This window comes from Shewanella putrefaciens (assembly GCF_016406305.1).
Taxonomy (GTDB): Bacteria; Pseudomonadota; Gammaproteobacteria; order Enterobacterales; family Shewanellaceae; genus Shewanella; species Shewanella putrefaciens_C.
Genome location: NZ_CP066369.1, coordinates 719,528 through 739,492, shown reverse-complemented (window position 1 = coordinate 739,492; position 19,965 = coordinate 719,528). Strand labels below are relative to the sequence as shown.

The following is a 19,965-nucleotide window of genomic DNA, read 5'->3' as shown; positions in this document are numbered from 1 at the left end:
CCGCTCGCTTTAGAACCGCATTGAAATCATGTTCGATAGAGAACCTTAACCACATGCCAGCCAAACTTAGTTTTCACTAAATGCGGTACTAATAACTCTCCCGAAAATGCGACTTTATCGAATTGGGGCACCATTTGGCCTTTCTTAAATTCGCCTAAATCGCCGCCTTTTTTCGCCGAAGGGCAAGAGGAGAAACGTTTCGCCAGTGCCGCAAAATTAGCCCCATTATTCAATTGCTTGATAATGTCTTCCGCCTGTTCTTTGTGTTTGACTAAAATATGCACTGCGGCGGCGGTTTTATAGATCATGTTCACATCCTCAAGGTTTCGCCCCATGGCAAAGGCGTTAGGGCCTATGCCATGGGGCGATTCATTTATTCACTGACTTTCAATTACTTAGAGAGCTTATTGGCCTAAAATCTTCTGCCACCACTGCAATGGCTCACCGCAGTTTACCGCAGGATTGTAAGTGCCCTTTAATGCAGGAAGCGCAATAACCTGGCTGCAACCCGCTTCCTTCGCTATTCCGGTATCGCGGTCAAAATAACCTTGTACGACCCCAGGCACAGGGATAGAGCGTAAGCCAATGGGCGGGCGCTCATTTAAGAAAGATTGATAAACAGCCATAGCGCCGCTGCTGCCATAGAGGCTGGTTTTTCCGTTATCGTCCCGTCCAACCCAAATGGCGGCCACGTTACGTTCATCAAATCCAGCAAACCAAGAGTCGCGACTGTCGTTACTAGTACCGGTTTTACCCGCAAGGGCAACACCAGGGAAGGCATTGCCTAAACGGACCGCGGTTCCTGAGCGCACCACCTGTTGCATCGCATATTGCACCAAAAAATCCGTCTCGGGAGCTATGGCCTGCTCCTTCGCTAAACGGGTCACAGGTAAGGGCTGATTGTGGCTATCGAGCACGGCGGTGACAGTCGTGAGTTTGCGGTAAGTCCCATTATCGGCAAGGGTTTGATAGACCTGAGCCACCATTAATGGCGAGCCATTCACCGCACCTAATAGCATAGACGGGTACTCGTTTAGGGGTTCTTCCCAGCCCGATTTGGCCAGCGTTGTTGCCACCGCCCCGACACCGACCGCAATCCCGAGATTAACCGTTGGCACGTTCATCGACTTCTTTAACGCCGTTAATAACAGTACTTGGCCGCTAAAGGACTTATCAAAATTCTGCGGCGACCAAGTCTTACCTTGCTCATTCTTCAGGGTAATAGGTTGATCTTTGAGCGGCGTAGCAAGTGTGAACTTGCTGTTAGGTGTCAGCGCCGTCGCATACACAAAGGGCTTAATTAATGAGCCTATGGGGCGACGAATTTCTACCGCACGGTTAAAACCATCGAATCCTGGGGTTTTATCCCCCACCATGGCCGCAATACCACCTGTGTATTTATCGGTGACGACCATACCTATCTGCAGGGATTTATTGCCCTTATCTAAACTTTTAAAGGTTTGTGTCACGGCTTTTTCTGCGGCTTCCTGGGCCATAGGATCTAGGGTCGTATAGATTTTCACCCCTGACTGTTTCAGTAGCGCATCGCCGTAACGCTCAACAAGTTCTTGTTTTACCAGCGCATAGAAGGCAGGTAACTTTTGATGCACAGGTTTATTCTGATTACGTAACCCTAATGGCGACTCGACTGCGACTTTATATTGGGCCGTATTTAATTCGCCCGCCTCCATCAATAGGCGCAGCACGAGATCGCGCCGCTCTTGACTACGTTCTGGGTATTTCCACGGGTTGTAATAGGAAGGCCCCTTAATCGCCGCCACTAAAAACGCTTGCTGCGCCGTGGTTAATTCACCAATTGGGCGTCCAAAATAAAACTGCGACGCCAGCCCCATACCGTGGACGGCGCGGGATTTATCCTGCCCCATGTAAACTTCATTCAAATAGGCTTCGAGGATTTCATCTTTGCTATAACGGAAATCGATAATCACCGCCATTAAGGCTTCCCGCACCTTGCGCAGTAAGGATCGCTCACTCGAGAGGAAGAAGTTTTTCGCCAGCTGCTGGGTTAAGGTCGAACCGCCCTGCACTGTACGCCCAGCACTTAAGTTAACAACGGCGGCGCGCACAATGGCAAAGGGATTCACGCCGTGATGTTCGTAAAAACTCCGGTCTTCCACCAGCAATAATGCCTGTACTATGAGTTTTGGCATTTCATCTGTGGGGACAAATAGCCGGTCTTCACCATCGCCGGCGATAATTCTATCGAGTAGCACGGGTTCGAGGTGGAACACCGCCAACTGGCGTTTGTCTTCCATGCGCGCCACCGAGCTCACGCCGTCACTATCGAAGCTAATCATCACTCTCTGTTCGGCTTGATCGCCCTCTGGGTGCAAAAATGGCCGACGCCATAGTTCGATACGGGTACTCGATGCGGAAAACTCCCCGACTTGGCGCGGATTCGCCACCTTGCGATACCCTAATAATTTCAGTTCCGCCATCAACTGCGGATGACTCACTGCGGCACCGGGATACAGGGCCATAGAGCGACTAAAGACCTGGGCGGGGAGATGCCATTTTTGCCCCTCGAATTTACGGGCAATCACTTGGTCGAGGTAAATACTGTAAAAGGTCACCACCGCAAGCACGACCAAGGCGAGCTTCCAAGTGAGCGACCAGATCCGTCCAAACAATCCGCGACTACGCTTAGTTTGGCGCTGGGCAGGTGTTTTTTTTGTCGTCTTAGTTGTCATATCTACTTCATCATTACGGCATTAAAGGCTTCAGTCACAGACACAACACGCCAGTGTTGTTAATCAAAGCAGTCTAAACGCTATGACTGGGATAAACCCAAGGTTTTTTTCTTGGTAAATTTTGTGGGTAAGGTATTTGCGGGATCATCCGGCCACAGATGTTTTGGATATCGGCCGCGCATTTCCTTCTTCACTTCAACATAGGGGCCCTGCCAAAAACTGGCTAAATCCGCCGTTAGGGCTAAGGGTCGCTGGGCGGGTGACAATAACTCCATGGTCACCTTCAGTTTCCCCTGTGCGAGCACTGGGCTTTGGGCCATGCCAAAGGTTTCCTGCAATCTGACCCTCAGCAAGGCTCGACCCGATGCCTCATACACTATCGGCGCAAAAGTCCCCGTCGCTAACGGCCATGAGGTCGGCAATAGGGCGTCGAGCGCCTGTTGTTGCTGCCAACTCAGCCGATTGGCGATAAAGCTAAAGCAATCGAGTTTCTGTAATTGCGGCAGATTATTCACATTTTCGAGGTATGGCGCCAGCCAAGTTTCAAGGCTCGCCAAGAGCGCAGCATCGCTTATATCGGGCCAATCTGCGTTAGCATCTAACGTCCTAGCCAGTTGGACCCTAGACTGGAATTGCTCTAAGTTAGCGTTCCAATTGAGGATTTGTAAACCTTGCTGACGAATGTAATTCAGTAATGCGGCAATAATTTGCGGGCGTTCAGGTTTTGCTATGACCTCAGATTTTATGACAATTTGGCCGATCTTAAACTGCCGCTCGGCAACCACCCGCCCCTTGGCTTCGTCCCAACCGCATTGTTCGCTCAGTTCGAGCAAAGATTTCAGTGCCCCATCAAACAAACTGGGCTCTAGCTTGGACGCCAAATAGATCCGCCCTGCGTTTCTGCCTTCGGTTTCTTGAAAGTCCGCCACCACCAGCCAAGGTGTTTGCGACAGCGCATCTTCAGCCGCCAGCACGACGCCAGTGCCATTGGCCAATTGATAGCCCTCAACACCGCGAGCTTTAGCGATGCGATCTGGATAGGCTAGCGCCAACAGTAAGCCAACATCGCTGTGGTGAGCTTGGGTGGCAACCTTAGATAAGTCTGCGGTTAATCCTAGCTTCTTCTGCCATTGTTTTGCCTGTTGCCCCGCTTGCCCCTGACAGGCAAAGTGCAGGTAATTGAGCATATCCGCGCCTTTTCGAGGTAATCCTCGCGCCTCTAAAATCCCCGCAAGCAAACAGGCTAAACTGCCTAGCGCCATTGCATTGAGTGATTTTGCGACCAACAGCATATGGGCAAGGCGGGGATGGCAACCTAGCTCATAGGCTGCCTTACCGTGGGAGGTCAGTTTATGTTGGGCATCCACCATACCCAAACGCTGCAGTAATTGCCAGGCTAAGGTTTCATTCACACTGGGCGGCGGCGTGAGTAACATCATGTCGCTAAAGGATTTTGCGCCCCAATAGGCGCAATCGTGGGCCATAGAGACCAGATCCGCTTGGCTAATCTCGGGCTCATCGGCCTTTAACATCCGCCCTTGTTCTTCTTGGCTCCATAATCTGATACACACGCCAGCGGCTAAACGCCCAGCCCTGCCTGCGCGCTGCGTCGCCGAGGCTTGGCTTATCCGTTTAAGACTTAAGCGGGTTACACCGGTTTTAGGGTTAAAACTTGCCTGGCGTTTATAGCCACTATCGACAACAAAACCAATGCCTTCGATGGTTAAACTCGACTCTGCCACGTTAGTCGATAGTACTATTTTACGTTTCCCCTCCTGCGATGCTCGGATAGCGTTATCCTGCTCGGCCCCTGAGAGCTCACCATAGAGGGGGCAAATTAAAAAAGCCGCGCTATCGAGGCGCTCACCTAGATACTGGGCCGATTTCAGGATTTCCGCCTTACCGGGTAAAAACACTAACACATCATTATGGGGCGTTAAGCTTGCTGTGGTGGCGAGTTCGAGCACGCAGCGGCAAAGATGATCTAACCACAGCTGTTGGCTGGGTACGGGCCGATATTCAAGGTCAACGGGAAAACTGCGCCCTTCACTGTGCAGAATCGCCGCGGCGGGCATAAGCTCACCGAGTGCCAGCCCAGACAGGGTTGCCGACATGGCTAATATCTTTAAATCGTCCCTAAGGGAGCTTTGCACTTCGAGGGCGAGGGCCAAGCCTAAGTCAGTCGTGAGATGCCGCTCGTGGATCTCGTCAAAAATGATCATTTCAACCCCAGTTAACTCGGGATCTTGCTGGATCATCCTAGTCAATACACCTTCGGTGACTATCTCTAACCTTGTGTTACTACTGACCTTTGACTCACCGCGGACTCTATAGCCAACCTCTTGCCCGACGCTCTGTTGTCGACAGCTGGCAATATAATGCGCCACACTGCGGGCAGCGACTCGGCGCGGTTCTAACATTAAAATTCGCCCGCGAATTTCAGGCCAATCGAGCATAGCCAGCGGCAAAGCGGTAGATTTACCCGCCCCCGTTGGCGCCTCGAGGATCACTTGGGCGTGGGTCGAAAATGCAGCGCGTAGCGGCGCTAACAGAGAGTGAATAGGTAGAGAGTTCAAAGCTCAGATGTCTAAGGCCAAAATAGGCCGTCAGTGTACTAAGAATCGGCCTTAAGTACCATTTTGCGCTAACCTAATCCAGATTAAAGGTTGATGTAGGCCGCTAAGGTATCATGGGTCTGTAGCCAAGGTTGGCTCAGCCCCGAGTGTAATTCAGATAACCGCATGGGTTTATTGATGGCATAACCTTGGGCGTAGTCTACTCCTAAGGCTTGTAATTTAAGGCCAATTTCCTGGGACTCCACAAACTCGGCGACCACATCAAAACCCATATCCTGCCCTAGTTGGCAGATCGCTTTGACTATGGCCTGATCGGCGGGATCGTCACAAATGTTAATCACAAACTGACCATCCACTTTAACAAAATCCACGTTCAGACGCTTAAGGTAAGCAAAACTTGAAAAACCCGCACCAAAGTCATCGAGGGCCAACTTACACTTAAGCGGGCGCAGGACTTCGATCAGTTTAGTCGCTTGGTCTAACTGACTCACGGCGGCCGTCTCGGTGATCTCGATGCACAACTTATCCACCAGCTCAGGTTCCGTCATCAGACGCATTTCGAGCCAATTCATAAATTCACGATCCCCCAAGGAAGTGGCGGACAGATTGACCGACACTAAATCCAGCTGCTGCCACAGCGCCAAATGGCAACTTCCCCATTTGAGTAAATTATCGATCACCCAAAGGTCGACCTTAGAGGCTAAGTTATAACGCTCGGCGGCCGGCAAAAAAATCGCCGGAGAGACAATAGTGCCGTTCGACTGCACCATTCGCAGCAGGATTTCCAAATGCAGCCCAGACTCTTCACGATTGAGTGGCGCTATCGTTTGAAAATAGAGTTCGAACTGATTAAGGGCTAAGGCGCTGACAATATCCACAGAGGCCATCATCTCAGTGTAGAGACGGGTCATTTTGGGATCTTTGGCGCTGTATAAGTGCCAACCATTGCGGCCTTGATCCTTGGCAAGACGGCAGGCGGCGTCCGCTTGGCTCATCACGGTATAGATATCCGTCGCCGATTTATCGAACTTAGCGATCCCCATGCTGACACTGACATTGTGGCAACGGTTTTCCCACACAAACTCATGGCTCGCCAGTTGGGTACAGATCCGAGTGGCGATATGCTGCGCGGAATCCACATTGCAATAATGCATTAAAATGCCGAATTCATCGCCACCTAAACGCGCGACAATATCGCCCTTACGCACTAACTGTTTAAGACGTAATGCCAATTGGCACAATAGCTTATCACCGGCTTGATGGCCGCTAATATTATTGATGACTTGAAACTGATCGACATCGACAAAGGCCACGCAGGTGGGCATATCGTCCCGAGCTTGCAAGAGATTGTCGAGCAAGGCCTCAAAATGTAAGCGGTTGGGTAATCCCGTCAGCGCATCGTAATTGGCGTGGAAGGAGAGTTCATCGGCGAGGCGATATTTTTCACTCACATCTTCGGCAATCATCACTAGCGTGTCCCTATCACCGTGGATCTGACTAAAACTTAACCTCAACCAATCCAGTTGATGCACCGATTTTAACGGCAATTCGCACCAAGCTTGGCCTAGCACGCCCTCGCGCACCATATGCAGAGTATCGGTCAGCATGGCATGCTCTTCTTCACGCACCATACAAAATAGATCGTAACCGTGTTGCACCGGCAGGGTTTGCTGCGCCACTTTATTCAACATGGCCAGTTGATTATGTTTATCGAGTAAGGCGCAGGCTAAGGGCAATTGGTTAAACACTTCACGGTATTTATGCTCACTCGCCAGCATATCGTGGGCAATGCGGGTCAGCTCCATGGCCGAGCCTATCATCACTGCCGCATGGTTAAACTCAAGGATAAATTCATCGCTCCACTCGCAGCATTCAGAGCAGTTTACCGCCCCCAATGCAATCCGAGTTTCGCCGAATACCACGGGGGGTAATACCAATAGACTCTTAACATTCCAGTCCCTTAGCAGGGCTCGTTCCGCCTGCGCATCCGCAGGTAGCGTATTCACATCGGGGAGGTTTAATAGCCGAGGACTGCGCACTAAGGAGCGGAAAAAGGGCATTCTCGCTAGGGGCCAGACCCGGGTCTGTTGCCCTTGGGTAAATTGCGGTTTGAGATAAATATTGCGGGTGCGTAAATGGTCGAGGGATTGGCTACCAGTCAACACAAACACCCCATCACAATGGAGTTGTAGGGTGATTGTTTCTAGGGCGCGGTCAACGTTTTGCTCTAAGGTTTCTAGCGGTGTTTCGCTAAAAATGGTCACCAGTGCCTGTTGGAGTGAATTTGTTAAACCATCTGACATGTAAAGGTATTTCCTTACCTAAAACGCTATTTAACGTAATATTGCCATGCTCTGAGTATAGAAGCTCACGCGAACAATGCTTGTATGCCAATACAATTGCATAATAAAAGCGCTATCGAACAAAAGCATAGCTTATTCTTTACATCTCGGTTGCGATTCTAAGGAGAAACACTTGTTACAACGATTATTTCTTGGGTTTGCGCCGACGGAAATACAGCGTCAGCAACTGGAGCAATTACAGCACATCTTAATCAACAGCCTTAATCCAAAAGCCAAGGCCGTCACTGCGGCCAACTTACACTTGACCCTCGCATTTCTCGGTATGGCCACAGAATCCCAACGCCAACAGTTGATAAGTTTGCTTGATGTATTAGATAAGCCGCGATTGAGTGTTCGACTTCACCAAATCACCCTCTGGCCCAAGGCGCAGGTCTGTTGTTTGAAGGGGACTGAGGTTGGCGCAGAGCTAGCCCTATTGGCCGAGCAAACCCAATCCATAGCGCAGGATTTAGGGCTGCATGTGAGTGAGCACGCTTTTCGCCCCCATATCAGTTTATTTAGAAAGGCCAACAACCTCAGCCTAGCCCAAGACACCTGCTTAAGCTCATTAGCGAATATGCCCTTTAACGAACTCACCTTAGTGCCCGATGCCCTACATTTATATCATTCGGCGAGCACTCAGTCGGGAGTCGAATATCGTCTGCTGCACACTTGGCCACTTGGGAAATAAGTCACTTGGAAAATAGGCTTGAATTTACCTCAAAAAAATAGCCCGAACGGATCCGGGCTAGATAATCTTCATCGACAACTGCAACGGGTTTATTCTAACAAACGTACAGTTTCACGGTAGGCGCGCTTTTGTTCATAGGTCTGTAGGCGCTGCATAAACTCGTCAGTCTTAGTGATCTCTGCGCTCATTTTTAATGCTTCTATGGCTTTTTGTTGCGTCGAAATTGCCGCACCAAAATCCCCGATTTCGGCATAGGCGGCGGCGAGATTATCGAGGTTTGTCGGATCGTTCTCGTTCACTTTAAGCAACTGTAAGGATAACTCGACCGCTTTATTGCCATCTCGATATTCGGCTTCTGGGCAGGTTGCTAAAATCCACGCCACATTGCCTAGGGCAATATCATCGCCCACTTGGGTAAATTGCTCGACCGCCTTACCACAATTGCGCGCGACACCATCGCCACCAGAAGCATAAATAAAGCCTAATCGAAACTGGGCCCAACGACTGCCACGCTCACCCATGGCCTTATACCAATGCTCAGCGACCGCTAAATCACGTTTAATTAATTGCCCTTCAAAGGAAAGATCCGCCAGAGTTTGCTGGGCTTTTTCATGTTGCTGCTCGGCGGCGAGCGACATCCAATGCACTCCAGAGGGTATTTCCTGGGCGACAAAACGCCCGGAGAGATACATCAGCCCCAGTAAAAATTGAGCATCGGCATCGCCCTGCGCTGCTTGTACTTGAATATGCACAAATTTACTCGCCGCAATTTCAGTTGCTGGCTGTGGGATAGAAAAGGCGTGTGCCGCCGTGCTGAGTCCTGCGACTACAGCTAAACCAGCACCTAAAACCCATTGTTTGTATTTCACGTCCTAACCTCTCTGAAAAGCAACCGCACCACAAAGTTAGCCTGAATTTAGCCCATAAGTCGAGCCAAAATCGCGTTTACCCCACGACTAAATGAAGCAGACGAGACTAAAATAGCCCGAATGAATCCCCACATTGGTCATTATTTTCTTTATTTAGGTTATAAAAGGATTCCTAAGATGTGATTAACTCTACAGAGTTAGGTGAATCCAATGAGTTTCACGCCGATTTAGTTGACTTAAATCACTAAAGTAGCAAAATGAGCTCTAATTTTAGAGAGTTAATTGCATTTATTCGTTGATTCTAAACTAAGACTTTCATCAAGTTTTTATCAGTTTGATTGACGTAAAATGCTTATTTAGAATATCCTTACTTTCGTTTTAATCAATCGAGGAACACCAACATGGCTCTGATTGGTAAGCCAAAACCTGATCCAACTTTGGAATGGTTTTTATCACACTGTCACATTCATAAGTACCCCGCAAAGAGTACCCTTATCCATGCTGGTGAAGACTCAGACACCCTTTATTACATCGTAAAAGGTTCTGTTGCGGTATTGATTAAAGATGAAGAAGGTAAGGAGATGATCCTTTCGTATCTTAATCAAGGCGACTTTATCGGTGAACTAGGGTTGTTCGAAGAACAAGCCGAGCGCACTGCATGGGTTCGTGCAAAACAAGCCTGTGAAATCGCTGAAATTTCTTACAAGAAATTCAAACAGCTAATCCAAGTTAACCCAGAAATTCTGATGAAACTGTCGGCGCAAATGGCCTATCGCCTGCAAAGCACCAGTCAGAAGGTCGGTAATTTAGCGTTCTTGGATGTGGCAGGTCGCATTGCTCAAACCCTATTGCACTTAGCCAAGCAGCCAGATGCAATGACGCATCCCGATGGCATGCAGATCAAGATCACTCGTCAGGAGATTGGTCAGATCGTCGGTTGCTCCCGTGAGACTGTGGGTCGTATCTTAAAGATGCTCGAAGAGCAGAATTTGATCCAAGCACACGGTAAAACCATAGTGGTTTACGGCACCCGTTAAGTTAGTCTTCAGCTTGATTTAAGCCTGCTTCATTAAAGTGGCCTAGCGTAAATTCTAGGCCATTTTTTATTGGGGAGCACAAATGAAACGGCTGTTTTTTATCTGTTTTTTCAGTCTGTTCACATTGATGTATCCAACAATAAATAATGCTGAACCCATTGAATTAGAACACTATCAAGTTAAAGCACTGGTTAACTCAGGGCAAATACTGTCACTCAATGGCACCCTTAGCGTCGTGAATCAATTTTGCCAAGGTGAACTAATTGACGCCCATCTCTACCAAGAAGATCATAAATGGCGTTATGATTTACAAATCAAAGTTCAACGCGGCCAAATAGTCAATCTGAGTATCGATGCCACTAATGGTCAACCCGTGGACTCCATAGCATTACCGAGCGAATGTCGAAAACATGAAACTGCTACTCGTTGAAGATAACCCTATGCTAGTCACCGAGTTGGAGAAACAACTCAAACTCGCAGGCTATGTCACTGATATTACGGATAAAGCCCTTGAGGCCGATTATCTAATCAAAGAAACCCAATACGATTGCGTGATCTTAGATATAGGCCTACCCGATGGTAATGGGCTCGAATTGCTCGAAGGTTGGCGTAATCAGGGCATCAGCACCCCTGTCATCATGCTGACCGCCCGCAGCCAATGGCATGAAAAAGTCGAAGGCTTTAATGCGGGCGCGGACGATTACTTAGGCAAACCTTTCCACACTCAGGAGCTATTGGCGCGCATTCAAGCCTTGATCCACCGTGCCCACGGCCGCTTAAATACCTCAAGTAAACAACTGAGTTATGGCGGTGTCACCTTAGATGAAGCCGAACAAACGGTGGAAGTTGCCGAGCGCGTTTTTGAACTGACAGCAATGGAATTTAGGCTGCTGAAGATCTTCCTAATGTCGCCTAAGAAGTTGTTATCTAAAGTACAGCTGACCGATAAGCTGTATCAATTTGACGATGAGAAAGAAAGCAATGTCGTCGAAGTCTATGTGACTCATCTGCGTAAGAAGCTTGGGAAAACCGCCATCGAAACCCGTCGCGGACAAGGTTATATCTTCCACGGCGTAACTGCATGATCTCCATTCGCACTAAGCTCAGTTTATGGTTAACGGGCTTATTAGTGTTAGGCACAGTGATTGGACTCATATTGTTTGAGTCCATGCTGCGCCAAGCCTTCCACGACTCTATTATCAATCGGTTAGAAGAAGATCTCGAACACATTATGTTGGCCACCCATATCAATAATGGGGAGATCCACATAGATCAGAGCCAACTTTCCAGCTTTTACAAACCCGCCTATTCTGGCCGCTATTTTCAGCTTAACCTGCCCACAGAAATCATTCGCTCTCGATCCCTGTGGGATATGCAGTTAGATATCGAGCCACTCGCCCCCAATCAGACCCGAGTATGGCAGGCAAAAGGGCCGAAAAACAATGATATGCAATTGTTGTCCCTAGGGTTAAATTCCAGCAGTGCCAATGTAAAAGCCACCTTAACCGTTGCCCAAGATTTGAGTATCGGCAGACGGGTGTTTAGCGAGGTCTACGGTACTAAACTTGGGGTCAATCTGGCGATGCTAGTGGCGATGATCGCGGGGATCTTTCTGATCCTCAGGCAATCCTTTAAGCCAGTCAAACATATACAGCATGCTCTTTCCCGCCTGCAGGAAGGCGAAATCAACGCGTTAGAATTGAATCATCTCCCGCCCGAGGTGCAGCCACTAGCCAAAACCTACAATGAGTTACTCGAATACACAGCCAAACAAATCAAACGTAGTCGTAATAATTTAGGTAACTTGAGCCATGGCCTTAAAACCCCATTAGCCGTGATGCAACAGCAGGTTGAGGCCCTTGGCCTTAAGGATCCCGACACCGCTATTGCCCTACAGCAACAGCTAGATGCTATCCATAAGATGGTCGAACGTAAGCTCGCCGCGGCCAGGATCACCGGCGATATGCTCCCCGCCGCGCAATTGGTTATCCCAAGGGATTTACACAGTCTTGCCAATACCTTGCATAAGGTGCATCGACATAAATCGATTAAATGTGAGTTTGAAATAGACCCCAATATACAGCGACTGCCCATCCACCGCGAAGATGGCATGGAACTCCTAGGCAATCTATTAGATAACGCCTTTAAATGGGCACAGAGCCGAGTGAGCGTGCAGCTATCCCGTCAGCAGGAGCGGATCTTACTCTGCATCGACGATGATGGGCCGGGTGTCGCGGGTAATGAATTGGATAAACTCACCCAGCGGGGCATAAGGCTCGATGAATCTGTGATGGGGCACGGCCTAGGTTTATCGATAGTGAAGGAGATTGCCGAGCAATATGGTATTGAGCTTAGCTTTAATCATAGCGCCCGCCTTGGGGGGCTTGGGATTGAACTGCGCTTTAGCTAACCCAGTTTATCCCATAAAAAACGCCATCAAAGGATGGCGTTTTTATACACATATCTAGGTAACGCCTTAATAATCTAGGCTTTATTCACGTTTGTGCTTTCAAAAATCTTATCGGCAGATGCCGCCACAAAACCGGTATAAAGCTCGCCATTCGCCTTAGGATAACGCAGGGCAAACTCGTAGAAGCAGCTTGGGATCTCCACAGTCATATCGCTAAATTCAACCCCAATTTTATCGGCCATAGTCGATGACTGTTCGAGTAACACATCGGCCGAACCTTTTATTTCACCGCCAGCAGAATTAAGCACAAATCCCACCTGTTTCAAGGTGTTATTTACCGTTTCCAGCGAATGATAACCATCGAGATGATTAACAGAGACAGTGAAATGGTTCGCACGGTAACCAAATGCGGCCACCCAAGCGGCGTATTCGCTCTCGGCCAACAGATCTTGATAGGTTTGATAATCCAGTGACCAATGGCGACCCGAATAGATAAAATTATCCGCCGTTGTTGCGGCGTCATCCACCTGGGCGATTAAACCTTGAATGGTCGCTTGCAGCGCAGGGCTAAACTCTTCTACCAACAGCTCAGAGATAAACACTTTAGGTTGGGTCGAGTCAGGGTGCTCAAAATGCTTAGCGACTAACTTCTTCTGTTCAAACTGATAGTCACCACAGGCAACATAACCCAATGAGGTGAAATGCGCCGCCAACACATCCAAATTCACCTTAGCAATATTGAAAGTACGCAGGGCGATATGATCGTTGATGATCGCCTTGCCATCACCGAGTAGTGCGTGTACTTTCGCCGCTGAAGGGGTCATCTGGATATAGTCTTGCCATAAAGCGGCAAACAACGCATTAATATCTGTGTGCATAAAAAACTCCACTTACCGTGCCCGCGGCGATTCATAGGGTTTGCCGCAGCACTGATGTAACGACTTAACGACTACTGCCAATATGGCTGACAATAAAAGTCTACATAAGGTTACTGCTTGTTATTAAAAAGGAAGAGCATCCGCCCTTCCTCCTATTTACTTCAATTAGTTAATTTTATTGGTAACCAAGACGCCTACAGACTCAAGCCAGGGCTTAGGGTCGCAGGTAGGCTTACCGCATCGGCCTCGACCGAAGCCACGGGATAAGCACAGTAATCGGCTGCATAGAAGGCACTCGCCCTATGGTTACCCGAAGCGCCAACGCCACCAAAAGGTGCCGCTCCCGATGCGCCAGTGATCTGTTTATTCCAGTTAACAATCCCGGCACGAATGCGAGCGAGGAAATAGTCATAATCCTCACGGCTATCGGCGAGTATTCCCGCTGACAAGCCATAACGCGTCTGGTTGGCTAATTTGATCGCCTGATCGAAATCACGGTAACGCACTAATTGCAGCAGCGGGCCAAAGTATTCTTCATCCGGCAAGGCATCGATTGCTGTCACATCGATAAGCCCAGGAGACACTAAGCCAGTACCAACCTCTAGATGGGTTAACTCGACTAAAGACACGCCACCTAAACTCACTAAATTCGCCTGCGCAGCAACCATACCTTTCGCGGCGGTTTCAGAAATCATTGAGCCCATAAAAGGTTGCGGCTGGGCGTTCCAAGGACCGACTTTAATCTGTTTGACTGCCTCGATTAACATGGCAATCAGGGCATCGCCCTGCTCGCCTTGTTCGACATATAAACGGCGCGCACAGGTGCAACGTTGGCCCGATGAGATATACGCCGACTGCAAAATATCGTGCACTGCGGCCTTAGTATCCTGCACACCTTTGATAATCAGCGGATTATTACCGCCCATCTCCAGCGCTAAAATCTTGCCCGGATGCCCCGCATATTGTTGATGCAATACATGGCCAGTGCGTGAGCTACCGGTAAAGAACAGGCCATCGAGCTGCGGGTGAGAAGCCAGCGCTTTACCCGTATCGACCTCTCCTTGAACTAAGTTAAGTACGCCAGCAGGCAGACCCGCCTTATCCCATAGGCTGACCATCAACTCGGCGACTTTAGGCGTCAATTCCGAGGGTTTGAAAATCACAGTATTACCCGCCAGTAGCGCAGGGACTATGTGACCGTTCGGCAAATGGCCTGGGAAGTTGTAGGGGCCAAATACGGCGACAACACCGTGGGGCTTATGGCGGATCACCGCGCGTCCCGCCGGCGTATCGTTAGCCTCTGTGCCTGTACGCTTGTTGTAAGCCGCGGCCGATAAAGCAATCTTGCCTATCATGGCCGCCACTTCGGTTGCGGTTTCCCATTGGGGTTTGCCCGTTTCTTGGGCAATGGTTTCTGCAAGTTCAGCTTTATTGGCTTCGAGCTGGCTGCGATAGGCTTCAACTATTTTTAAACGTGCATCGAAACCAAGCATAAACCAGTCGAATTGCGCTTCGCGGGCGGCATCGACGGCGGCGTTCACTTGTTCTGCGGTGGCGGTTTTACCAGTCCAAATAGATTGTGCATTGGCAGGGTTAATTGAGGTCACGTCATGACCCTTGCCAGCATGCCACTGGCCTTGAATATAATGTGTCATTGGTTATTCCTACATTGCCAAAATACGGATTTGATCGCCTTTTGCGAGTAACAAACCCGCAGCTAGCTCGGGGCTAATGGTGATATGTTCGGACTTATCATCGACAGCCAAATAGGCCGACGTCGCACGGTAATTGGCTAATTGAGTATTCGAGATAATAAACTGGCTGTCGGCTTCGACCATATCACCGATATCAATAGTCAATAATCGGCTTTCACGTACGGCGCGAATGTCCGATAAACGACACTCTACCGTTGGCCCACCATCGAAAATATCCACATAACCACGGCATCTAAAACCTTCAGCCTGCAATAGACTTAAGGCGGGGCGAGTATTGGTATGCACTTCACCGATGACCTTTTGCGCTTCCTCCGGCAACAGACAAACATACACTGGGTTACGGGGCATCATTTCCGCCATAAACGCCTTTTTGCCTAGGCCAGAAAGATAATCCGCCTGAATAAAATCAATGCCTAAGAAGTGCTTTTGTAGCCAACCGTAAAAAGGCGAGTGACCATCGGCATCGCTGACACCGCGCATTTCGGCAATCACAGTTTCACCGAAGCGTTTTGCATGTTGGGCTAAAAACAAGAAGCGACTGCGGGATAACATGCGGCCATTGTTACCTTTACGGTAGGCTTCACGCAAAAACAGCGTACAAAGCTCGGCGGCGCCTGTGTAGTCATGGCAGAGGGTTAAGGTTTCAACCTCATTACGTACTTCAATTTGTTCGGAATGATAGACTTCGGTGCCGAGGCGATAATGGTAAAACGCATCTTCCATCCCGACTGCGGCTTCGATTGCGCAAGTGCCGACAACTTCGCGGCTGTCGGTATCCTCAAGCACCATCAAATAACCTTCATCGAAGGGAGTGTCTACGGCTTTGACAAAGGACGTTTCGGCTCTGGCAATCTTATGCCTCAGTAAATCCGCATTGACGGGTAATGACGTAAAACCATGCCCAGACTCTTCAGCAATCTGGTATAAGGCTTCGAAATCCCCGGCCTGAATAGGACGTATGATTAACATCTTAGTGTCTCCTCACTTTGACTTGCCGTGCACCAAGGCGCCTATCTGTAACAAGACAGGTAGTGATGCACGTAAGTATTCCCTGACAAAAAAGGAGTGCGAATAAATTCAGCACTCCTTTGGTCATTTAGGCGGCAGCTATGCTCGCCACAGCACGTTCAAAACGAGCTAGACCTTCGGCAATATCTGCCTCAGGGATCACCAGAGAAGGAGCAAAACGCACCACGTTAGCGCCCGCCATCAGGCTCATTAAGCCTTCGGCAACAGAGGCCACCAAAAAGTCCCGTGAGCGACCTTGGTATTGTTCATTAAGAACCGCCCCTAACAGCAAACCTTTACCGCGAACTTCTGAAAAAACATGATATTTTTCATTGATTTTATTAAGACCATCACGCAATAACTGCTCGCGATGTTTTACACCGTTCAATACTTCTGGCGTGTTTACTACATCTAATACCGCATTGCCGATTGCACAGGCTAATGGATTGCCGCCGTAGGTTGAGCCGTGGGTACCGACCTTTAAATGCTCGGCAATTTCAGCGGTTGTCAGCATAGCCGCGATAGGGAAACCACCACCGAGTGCTTTAGCTGTGGTTAAAATGTCCGGTACTATGTCAGTACCCATATAAGCATACAGTTCACCAGTACGGCCCACACCGGTTTGGACTTCATCGAAAATTACCAGCGCGTTGTACTTGTTCGCTAATTCACGCACGGCTTTCAGGAATGCAGGATCGGCATCGATAATACCGCCCTCGCCTTGCAGCGGCTCAAGCATGATGGCGCAGGTTTTGTCCGACACTGCAGCTTCTAATGCGGCAACATCGTTAAATGGCAGGTGAGTAATGCTCTGTGGCTTAGGACCAAAACCATCGGAATAGGCGGCTTGGCCACCGACGCTGACGGTGAAGAAGGTACGGCCGTGGAAGGCCTTATCGAAGGCGATAATTTCATCTTTCTCAACGCCATGTTTCTCTAGGGCATAACGACGGGCAAGTTTCAGTGCCGCTTCGTTGGCTTCGGCGCCAGAGTTAGCAAAATACACTTTGTCGGCAAAGGTGCTGTTAACTAACTTAGTCGCTAATGCTAAGGCTGGCTCGTTGGTCATTACGTTTGACAGATGCCATAATTTTTCGCCTTGCGTCTTAAGGGCATTCACAAGAGCGGGATGACAGTGACCTAAGCAATTTACCGCGATACCGCCAGCAAAATCGATAAACTCGTTGCCCTCTTGATCCCATACTCGGCTGCCTTCACCGCGAACAGGTATCACGGCAGCAGGCGCATAATTAGGCACCATAACTGCGTCAAATTGGGCACGATCTAACTTCATATCAACGCTCATTCTACTTCATCCTTTGGTTTGTTTAACGGCATCGGGCGCCGTCTGGGTCCCTGTGTATCTTTATTTTGAGTTAGTGATACTGGGAATACTTGTGTCTGTTAACAGCCATTATTAGCGAAATTGTGATCAAAATACCAGTTTTTCACAAACAACAATCGCCATGCATGAGTGCAAAGTGCATAAAGATTGCAGTTTAAGAACTATACAAGCGTTTAAGCTAGAGGCTTACAGCATATTTAGTCAGAAAAAAAGTTATTTCCCTCTCTTTTTGCTAGCTATTCACTGAATATGAATAACTACACAATTTTAACGAATCAAATGAGAAAGCACAAAATGCTTAATTTGCTCCCTTGCCTCAATGGCTTCGGGCAATAAATCAAACAGAGGAAACACATGGGGCATATTAGGGTAAAAGCAGCCCTTAATCTCACCATCGCAGGCCTTTACTTGGGCGACCAAACGCTCAGAATCCTGCAATAACAGCTCCCGTGTACCCGCAACCACTAGAATAGGCGGCAGCCCTGCTAAGTTACCTTGCAAGGGTGAAACCTTAGCCGACATAGGGTTAGCTCCCGCAAGGTAGGCACCGCGCAAACGCAGTAATGACTCTATGGTAAAAAAGGGATCATCGGCCCCAAGTATAAACTCAGTGTCACCCGTCATAGCCAAATCGAGTGCGGGTGATAACAGCACACAGGCTTGGGGCAATGGCAAATCTAGGCGTTTAAGCTCAAGCAGTAAACTTAATGCTAAATTCCCGCCAGCCGAGTCACCCATCAAAATCAAATTATCTGCGCCTTTAAGCTCGATTAAGCGCCGATAGGCTTCGAGAACATCGTCAAACGGCGCGGGGAATGGATGTTCTGGGGCGAGACGATAATCGGGAATATAGGCATCCAATTGGCACCGCTGACTAATATCCGCGATCAATCTTGCATGTGCGTGCGGTGTTTTAAAACAAAAACCACCACCTCGGATATAAAACAGCTTTCCAAGGCGAACTTGTTCATCGAGGAGTACATAATGCAGCAGGCTGGAATGGCGCAGGGGAATGCTGGCGCTGACAAGCTTATCCGGCCAAGGAAGCCAACGTTTATCCAGCTCAAACAACTTTTTGCGCACCTGAGCTAAGGGTATTTTGGCCTGTCCACGACTGATGGATGGCCTAGCAACATAGGATAAAATTGTATTCAGTACAGATGCTTGCCAACTTGGCATATCCCTTCCTCCACATAAACGCCGCAATCATGGCGCTACGCAGCAGGCCGTGGATTACAGCAGATCTAGCTTCCGATAATTCTGTGCTTTTAAGCGCAATACCTCTTGTTCACTCAACTCGTAATAGTCAAACATTAACCGCTTTTCTTGGGGATCGATTTGACGCATCTCTTCGAGCAGCAACACCTTAGCATAACAGTTGGCCCGGGCGACAATTGCCGCTTGGAAAGAGAGGTCTCGATAACTTAATGTTTGATCTAACTCCTTGAGTAGCTGAGTCAAAGGGCTATTTTCAAACTTAAGCAACTCGAGCAATTGCCAGTTCAGCTTAAGGCCATGGCTTAACACTTGTTCAAACACGGCCTTGGCCGGAAACTCTGTGGCGATCACCGCATCGTACACTTCTTTATCGCGGCTGCTACTGGCCTCCCGTATCCATGATCCCCAGGTTTGATCGAATAAGCGCGCACTTAAACTCAACACCACAGAGGTGCCTAATTGATTGAGTAAGGCACTACTATAAACGAGGGCCGAGTCAGTATTATGAAGCTGCGCCAACGCATTGGCTGCGATACCACTGACTATGCTATAACGCCACAGTTTTCGAGTGGTCCAGAGCAGTTTGGCATTGCCACTGGGAAGCCAGTTACGCAGGCAAAAATACGGGATAATAGTGCGTAAATTTTCGATACCAATGTAATTCATCACCAGTTTGATATCGGTGACGCGCACCTCGGAACCCTGTGGACGACGGGCACGAAAACTAGGGCTATTAACCATATTGGTTAAATCCCGACACAGCCAGCTTAAGTTACTGATCAGCGGGCGTAATCGTGTTGCATCGAGGTTTTTGGCGAGTAACAGCTCAAGCAGTAGGATCTGGGATTCATTGATATCGGATTTAGCCAACACTAATTCAGGGGAGGCCAATTGGTGCTCAATGGCATTATTAACGGTTTCATGTAATTGCTTTGAGACGGCCTCAAAAACTTCCCTGGCCTGAATTTGTTTGAGCAAGCGCGACAGAATCGCTTCGCGCTCGACATCTAATTTATTGGCATCGGCCTCCAGCTCAAGATCCAGCTCATCCAAAAGGGTCGGACTCGCCTTTTGCTTGCCGAGGATCAATTGCTGATAGAGCCTATGCTCTATCTCTATAATCTTGCCGGGTCTAACGCCACCCGCTACCGAAATTGCCACTATT

Annotated in this window: 16 protein-coding genes; 5 read left to right on the top strand and 11 right to left on the bottom strand. The window is 48.9% G+C overall.

Features of this window, described 5'->3' with window-relative positions; translation table 11 throughout:
• Window positions 1-26 precede the first annotated feature (26 nt).
• The 4 genes from JFT56_RS03290 to JFT56_RS03275 form a co-directional block, all read right to left on the bottom strand.
• Window positions 27-305, bottom strand: a complete 279-nt coding sequence (locus JFT56_RS03290) for a peptidylprolyl isomerase (RefSeq protein WP_198783487.1) — start codon at window positions 303-305, stop codon at window positions 27-29.
• Window positions 306-404: 99 nt separating this feature from the next.
• On the bottom strand, window positions 405-2,711 hold the full coding sequence (gene mrcB, locus JFT56_RS03285) for a penicillin-binding protein 1B (protein ID WP_198782292.1): 2,307 nt from the start codon (window positions 2,709-2,711) through the stop codon (window positions 405-407).
• A gap of 80 nt (window positions 2,712-2,791) precedes the next feature.
• The gene (hrpB, locus tag JFT56_RS03280; RefSeq protein ID WP_198782291.1) at window positions 2,792-5,287 is read right to left on the bottom strand and encodes an ATP-dependent helicase HrpB; all 2,496 of its coding nucleotides are present in this window, start codon (window positions 5,285-5,287) and stop codon (window positions 2,792-2,794) included.
• 83 nt (window positions 5,288-5,370) lie between these two features.
• Window positions 5,371-7,590, bottom strand: coding sequence for a putative bifunctional diguanylate cyclase/phosphodiesterase (locus JFT56_RS03275; RefSeq protein WP_198782290.1), 2,220 nt, complete (start codon window positions 7,588-7,590; stop codon window positions 5,371-5,373).
• 172 nt (window positions 7,591-7,762) lie between these two features.
• Here JFT56_RS03275 and thpR point away from each other — a divergent pair, with 172 nt between their 5' ends.
• Window positions 7,763-8,320: an RNA 2',3'-cyclic phosphodiesterase gene (gene thpR, locus JFT56_RS03270; protein WP_198782289.1), complete on the top strand. Its 558-nt coding sequence runs from the start codon at window positions 7,763-7,765 to the stop codon at window positions 8,318-8,320.
• A gap of 89 nt (window positions 8,321-8,409) precedes the next feature.
• Here thpR and JFT56_RS03265 read toward each other — a convergent pair whose 3' ends face one another.
• On the bottom strand, window positions 8,410-9,189 hold the full coding sequence (locus JFT56_RS03265) for a tetratricopeptide repeat protein (RefSeq protein WP_198782288.1): 780 nt from the start codon (window positions 9,187-9,189) through the stop codon (window positions 8,410-8,412).
• A gap of 401 nt (window positions 9,190-9,590) precedes the next feature.
• Here JFT56_RS03265 and crp point away from each other — a divergent pair, with 401 nt between their 5' ends.
• The 4 genes from crp (at window position 9,591) to JFT56_RS03245 (ending at window position 12,636) form a co-directional block, all read left to right on the top strand.
• Window positions 9,591-10,226 (top strand): cAMP-activated global transcriptional regulator CRP, encoded by a 636-nt coding sequence (gene crp, locus JFT56_RS03260; protein WP_011070954.1) that lies wholly within the window; start codon window positions 9,591-9,593, stop codon window positions 10,224-10,226.
• A gap of 82 nt (window positions 10,227-10,308) precedes the next feature.
• Window positions 10,309-10,656 carry a PepSY domain-containing protein gene (locus tag JFT56_RS03255; protein ID WP_113939135.1) on the top strand — a complete coding sequence of 116 codons (348 nt, stop codon included), beginning with the start codon at window positions 10,309-10,311 and terminating at the stop codon, window positions 10,654-10,656.
• A complete protein-coding gene (locus tag JFT56_RS03250) occupies window positions 10,637-11,311 on the top strand; it encodes a response regulator transcription factor (protein WP_198782287.1) in 675 nt (224 codons plus the stop codon). Before JFT56_RS03255 ends, JFT56_RS03250 begins: the two co-directional genes overlap by 20 nt.
• Entirely contained in the window at window positions 11,308-12,636 is a 1,329-nt protein-coding gene (locus tag JFT56_RS03245; RefSeq protein ID WP_198782286.1) for an ATP-binding protein, read from the top strand. The genes JFT56_RS03250 and JFT56_RS03245 overlap by 4 nt, the downstream gene beginning before the upstream one ends.
• 74 nt (window positions 12,637-12,710) lie before the next feature.
• Here the strand turns inward: JFT56_RS03245 and JFT56_RS03240 are convergent, their stop codons facing one another.
• The 6 genes from JFT56_RS03240 to JFT56_RS03215 form a co-directional block, all read right to left on the bottom strand.
• Window positions 12,711-13,514 carry a DUF1338 domain-containing protein gene (locus JFT56_RS03240; RefSeq protein WP_198782285.1) on the bottom strand — a complete coding sequence of 268 codons (804 nt, stop codon included), beginning with the start codon at window positions 13,512-13,514 and terminating at the stop codon, window positions 12,711-12,713.
• Window positions 13,515-13,708: 194 nt separating this feature from the next.
• Window positions 13,709-15,169 (bottom strand): succinylglutamate-semialdehyde dehydrogenase, encoded by a 1,461-nt coding sequence (gene astD / locus JFT56_RS03235; protein ID WP_198782284.1) that lies wholly within the window; start codon window positions 15,167-15,169, stop codon window positions 13,709-13,711.
• Between the two features lie 9 nt (window positions 15,170-15,178).
• Entirely contained in the window at window positions 15,179-16,198 is a 1,020-nt protein-coding gene (gene astA, locus JFT56_RS03230) for an arginine N-succinyltransferase (RefSeq protein ID WP_198782283.1), read from the bottom strand.
• Window positions 16,199-16,325: 127 nt separating this feature from the next.
• Window positions 16,326-17,543, bottom strand: a complete 1,218-nt coding sequence (locus JFT56_RS03225) for an aspartate aminotransferase family protein (RefSeq protein WP_198782282.1) — start codon at window positions 17,541-17,543, stop codon at window positions 16,326-16,328.
• A 306-nt stretch (window positions 17,544-17,849) separates the two neighbouring features.
• Entirely contained in the window at window positions 17,850-18,761 is a 912-nt protein-coding gene (locus JFT56_RS03220; protein WP_198782281.1) for an alpha/beta hydrolase, read from the bottom strand.
• 54 nt (window positions 18,762-18,815) lie between these two features.
• A complete protein-coding gene (locus JFT56_RS03215) occupies window positions 18,816-19,961 on the bottom strand; it encodes an HDOD domain-containing protein (RefSeq protein WP_198782280.1) in 1,146 nt (381 codons plus the stop codon).
• Between the last annotated feature and the right edge of the window lie 4 nt (window positions 19,962-19,965).

Coding starts and splice junctions, on each gene's coding strand:
- mrcB (WP_198782292.1), bottom strand. CDS start 2,711: ATGACAACTAAGACGACAAAAAAAACACCTGCCCAGCGCCAAACTAAG.
- JFT56_RS03275 (WP_198782290.1), bottom strand. CDS start 7,590: ATGTCAGATGGTTTAACAAATTCACTCCAACAGGCACTGGTGACCATT.
- crp (WP_011070954.1), top strand. CDS start 9,591: ATGGCTCTGATTGGTAAGCCAAAACCTGATCCAACTTTGGAATGGTTT.
- JFT56_RS03255 (WP_113939135.1), top strand. CDS start 10,309: ATGAAACGGCTGTTTTTTATCTGTTTTTTCAGTCTGTTCACATTGATG.
- JFT56_RS03250 (WP_198782287.1), top strand. CDS start 10,637: ATGAAACTGCTACTCGTTGAAGATAACCCTATGCTAGTCACCGAGTTG.
- JFT56_RS03245 (WP_198782286.1), top strand. CDS start 11,308: ATGATCTCCATTCGCACTAAGCTCAGTTTATGGTTAACGGGCTTATTA.
- JFT56_RS03240 (WP_198782285.1), bottom strand. CDS start 13,514: ATGCACACAGATATTAATGCGTTGTTTGCCGCTTTATGGCAAGACTAT.
- astD (WP_198782284.1), bottom strand. CDS start 15,169: ATGACACATTATATTCAAGGCCAGTGGCATGCTGGCAAGGGTCATGAC.
- astA (WP_198782283.1), bottom strand. CDS start 16,198: ATGTTAATCATACGTCCTATTCAGGCCGGGGATTTCGAAGCCTTATAC.
- JFT56_RS03225 (WP_198782282.1), bottom strand. CDS start 17,543: ATGAGCGTTGATATGAAGTTAGATCGTGCCCAATTTGACGCAGTTATG.
- JFT56_RS03220 (WP_198782281.1), bottom strand. CDS start 18,761: ATGCCAAGTTGGCAAGCATCTGTACTGAATACAATTTTATCCTATGTT.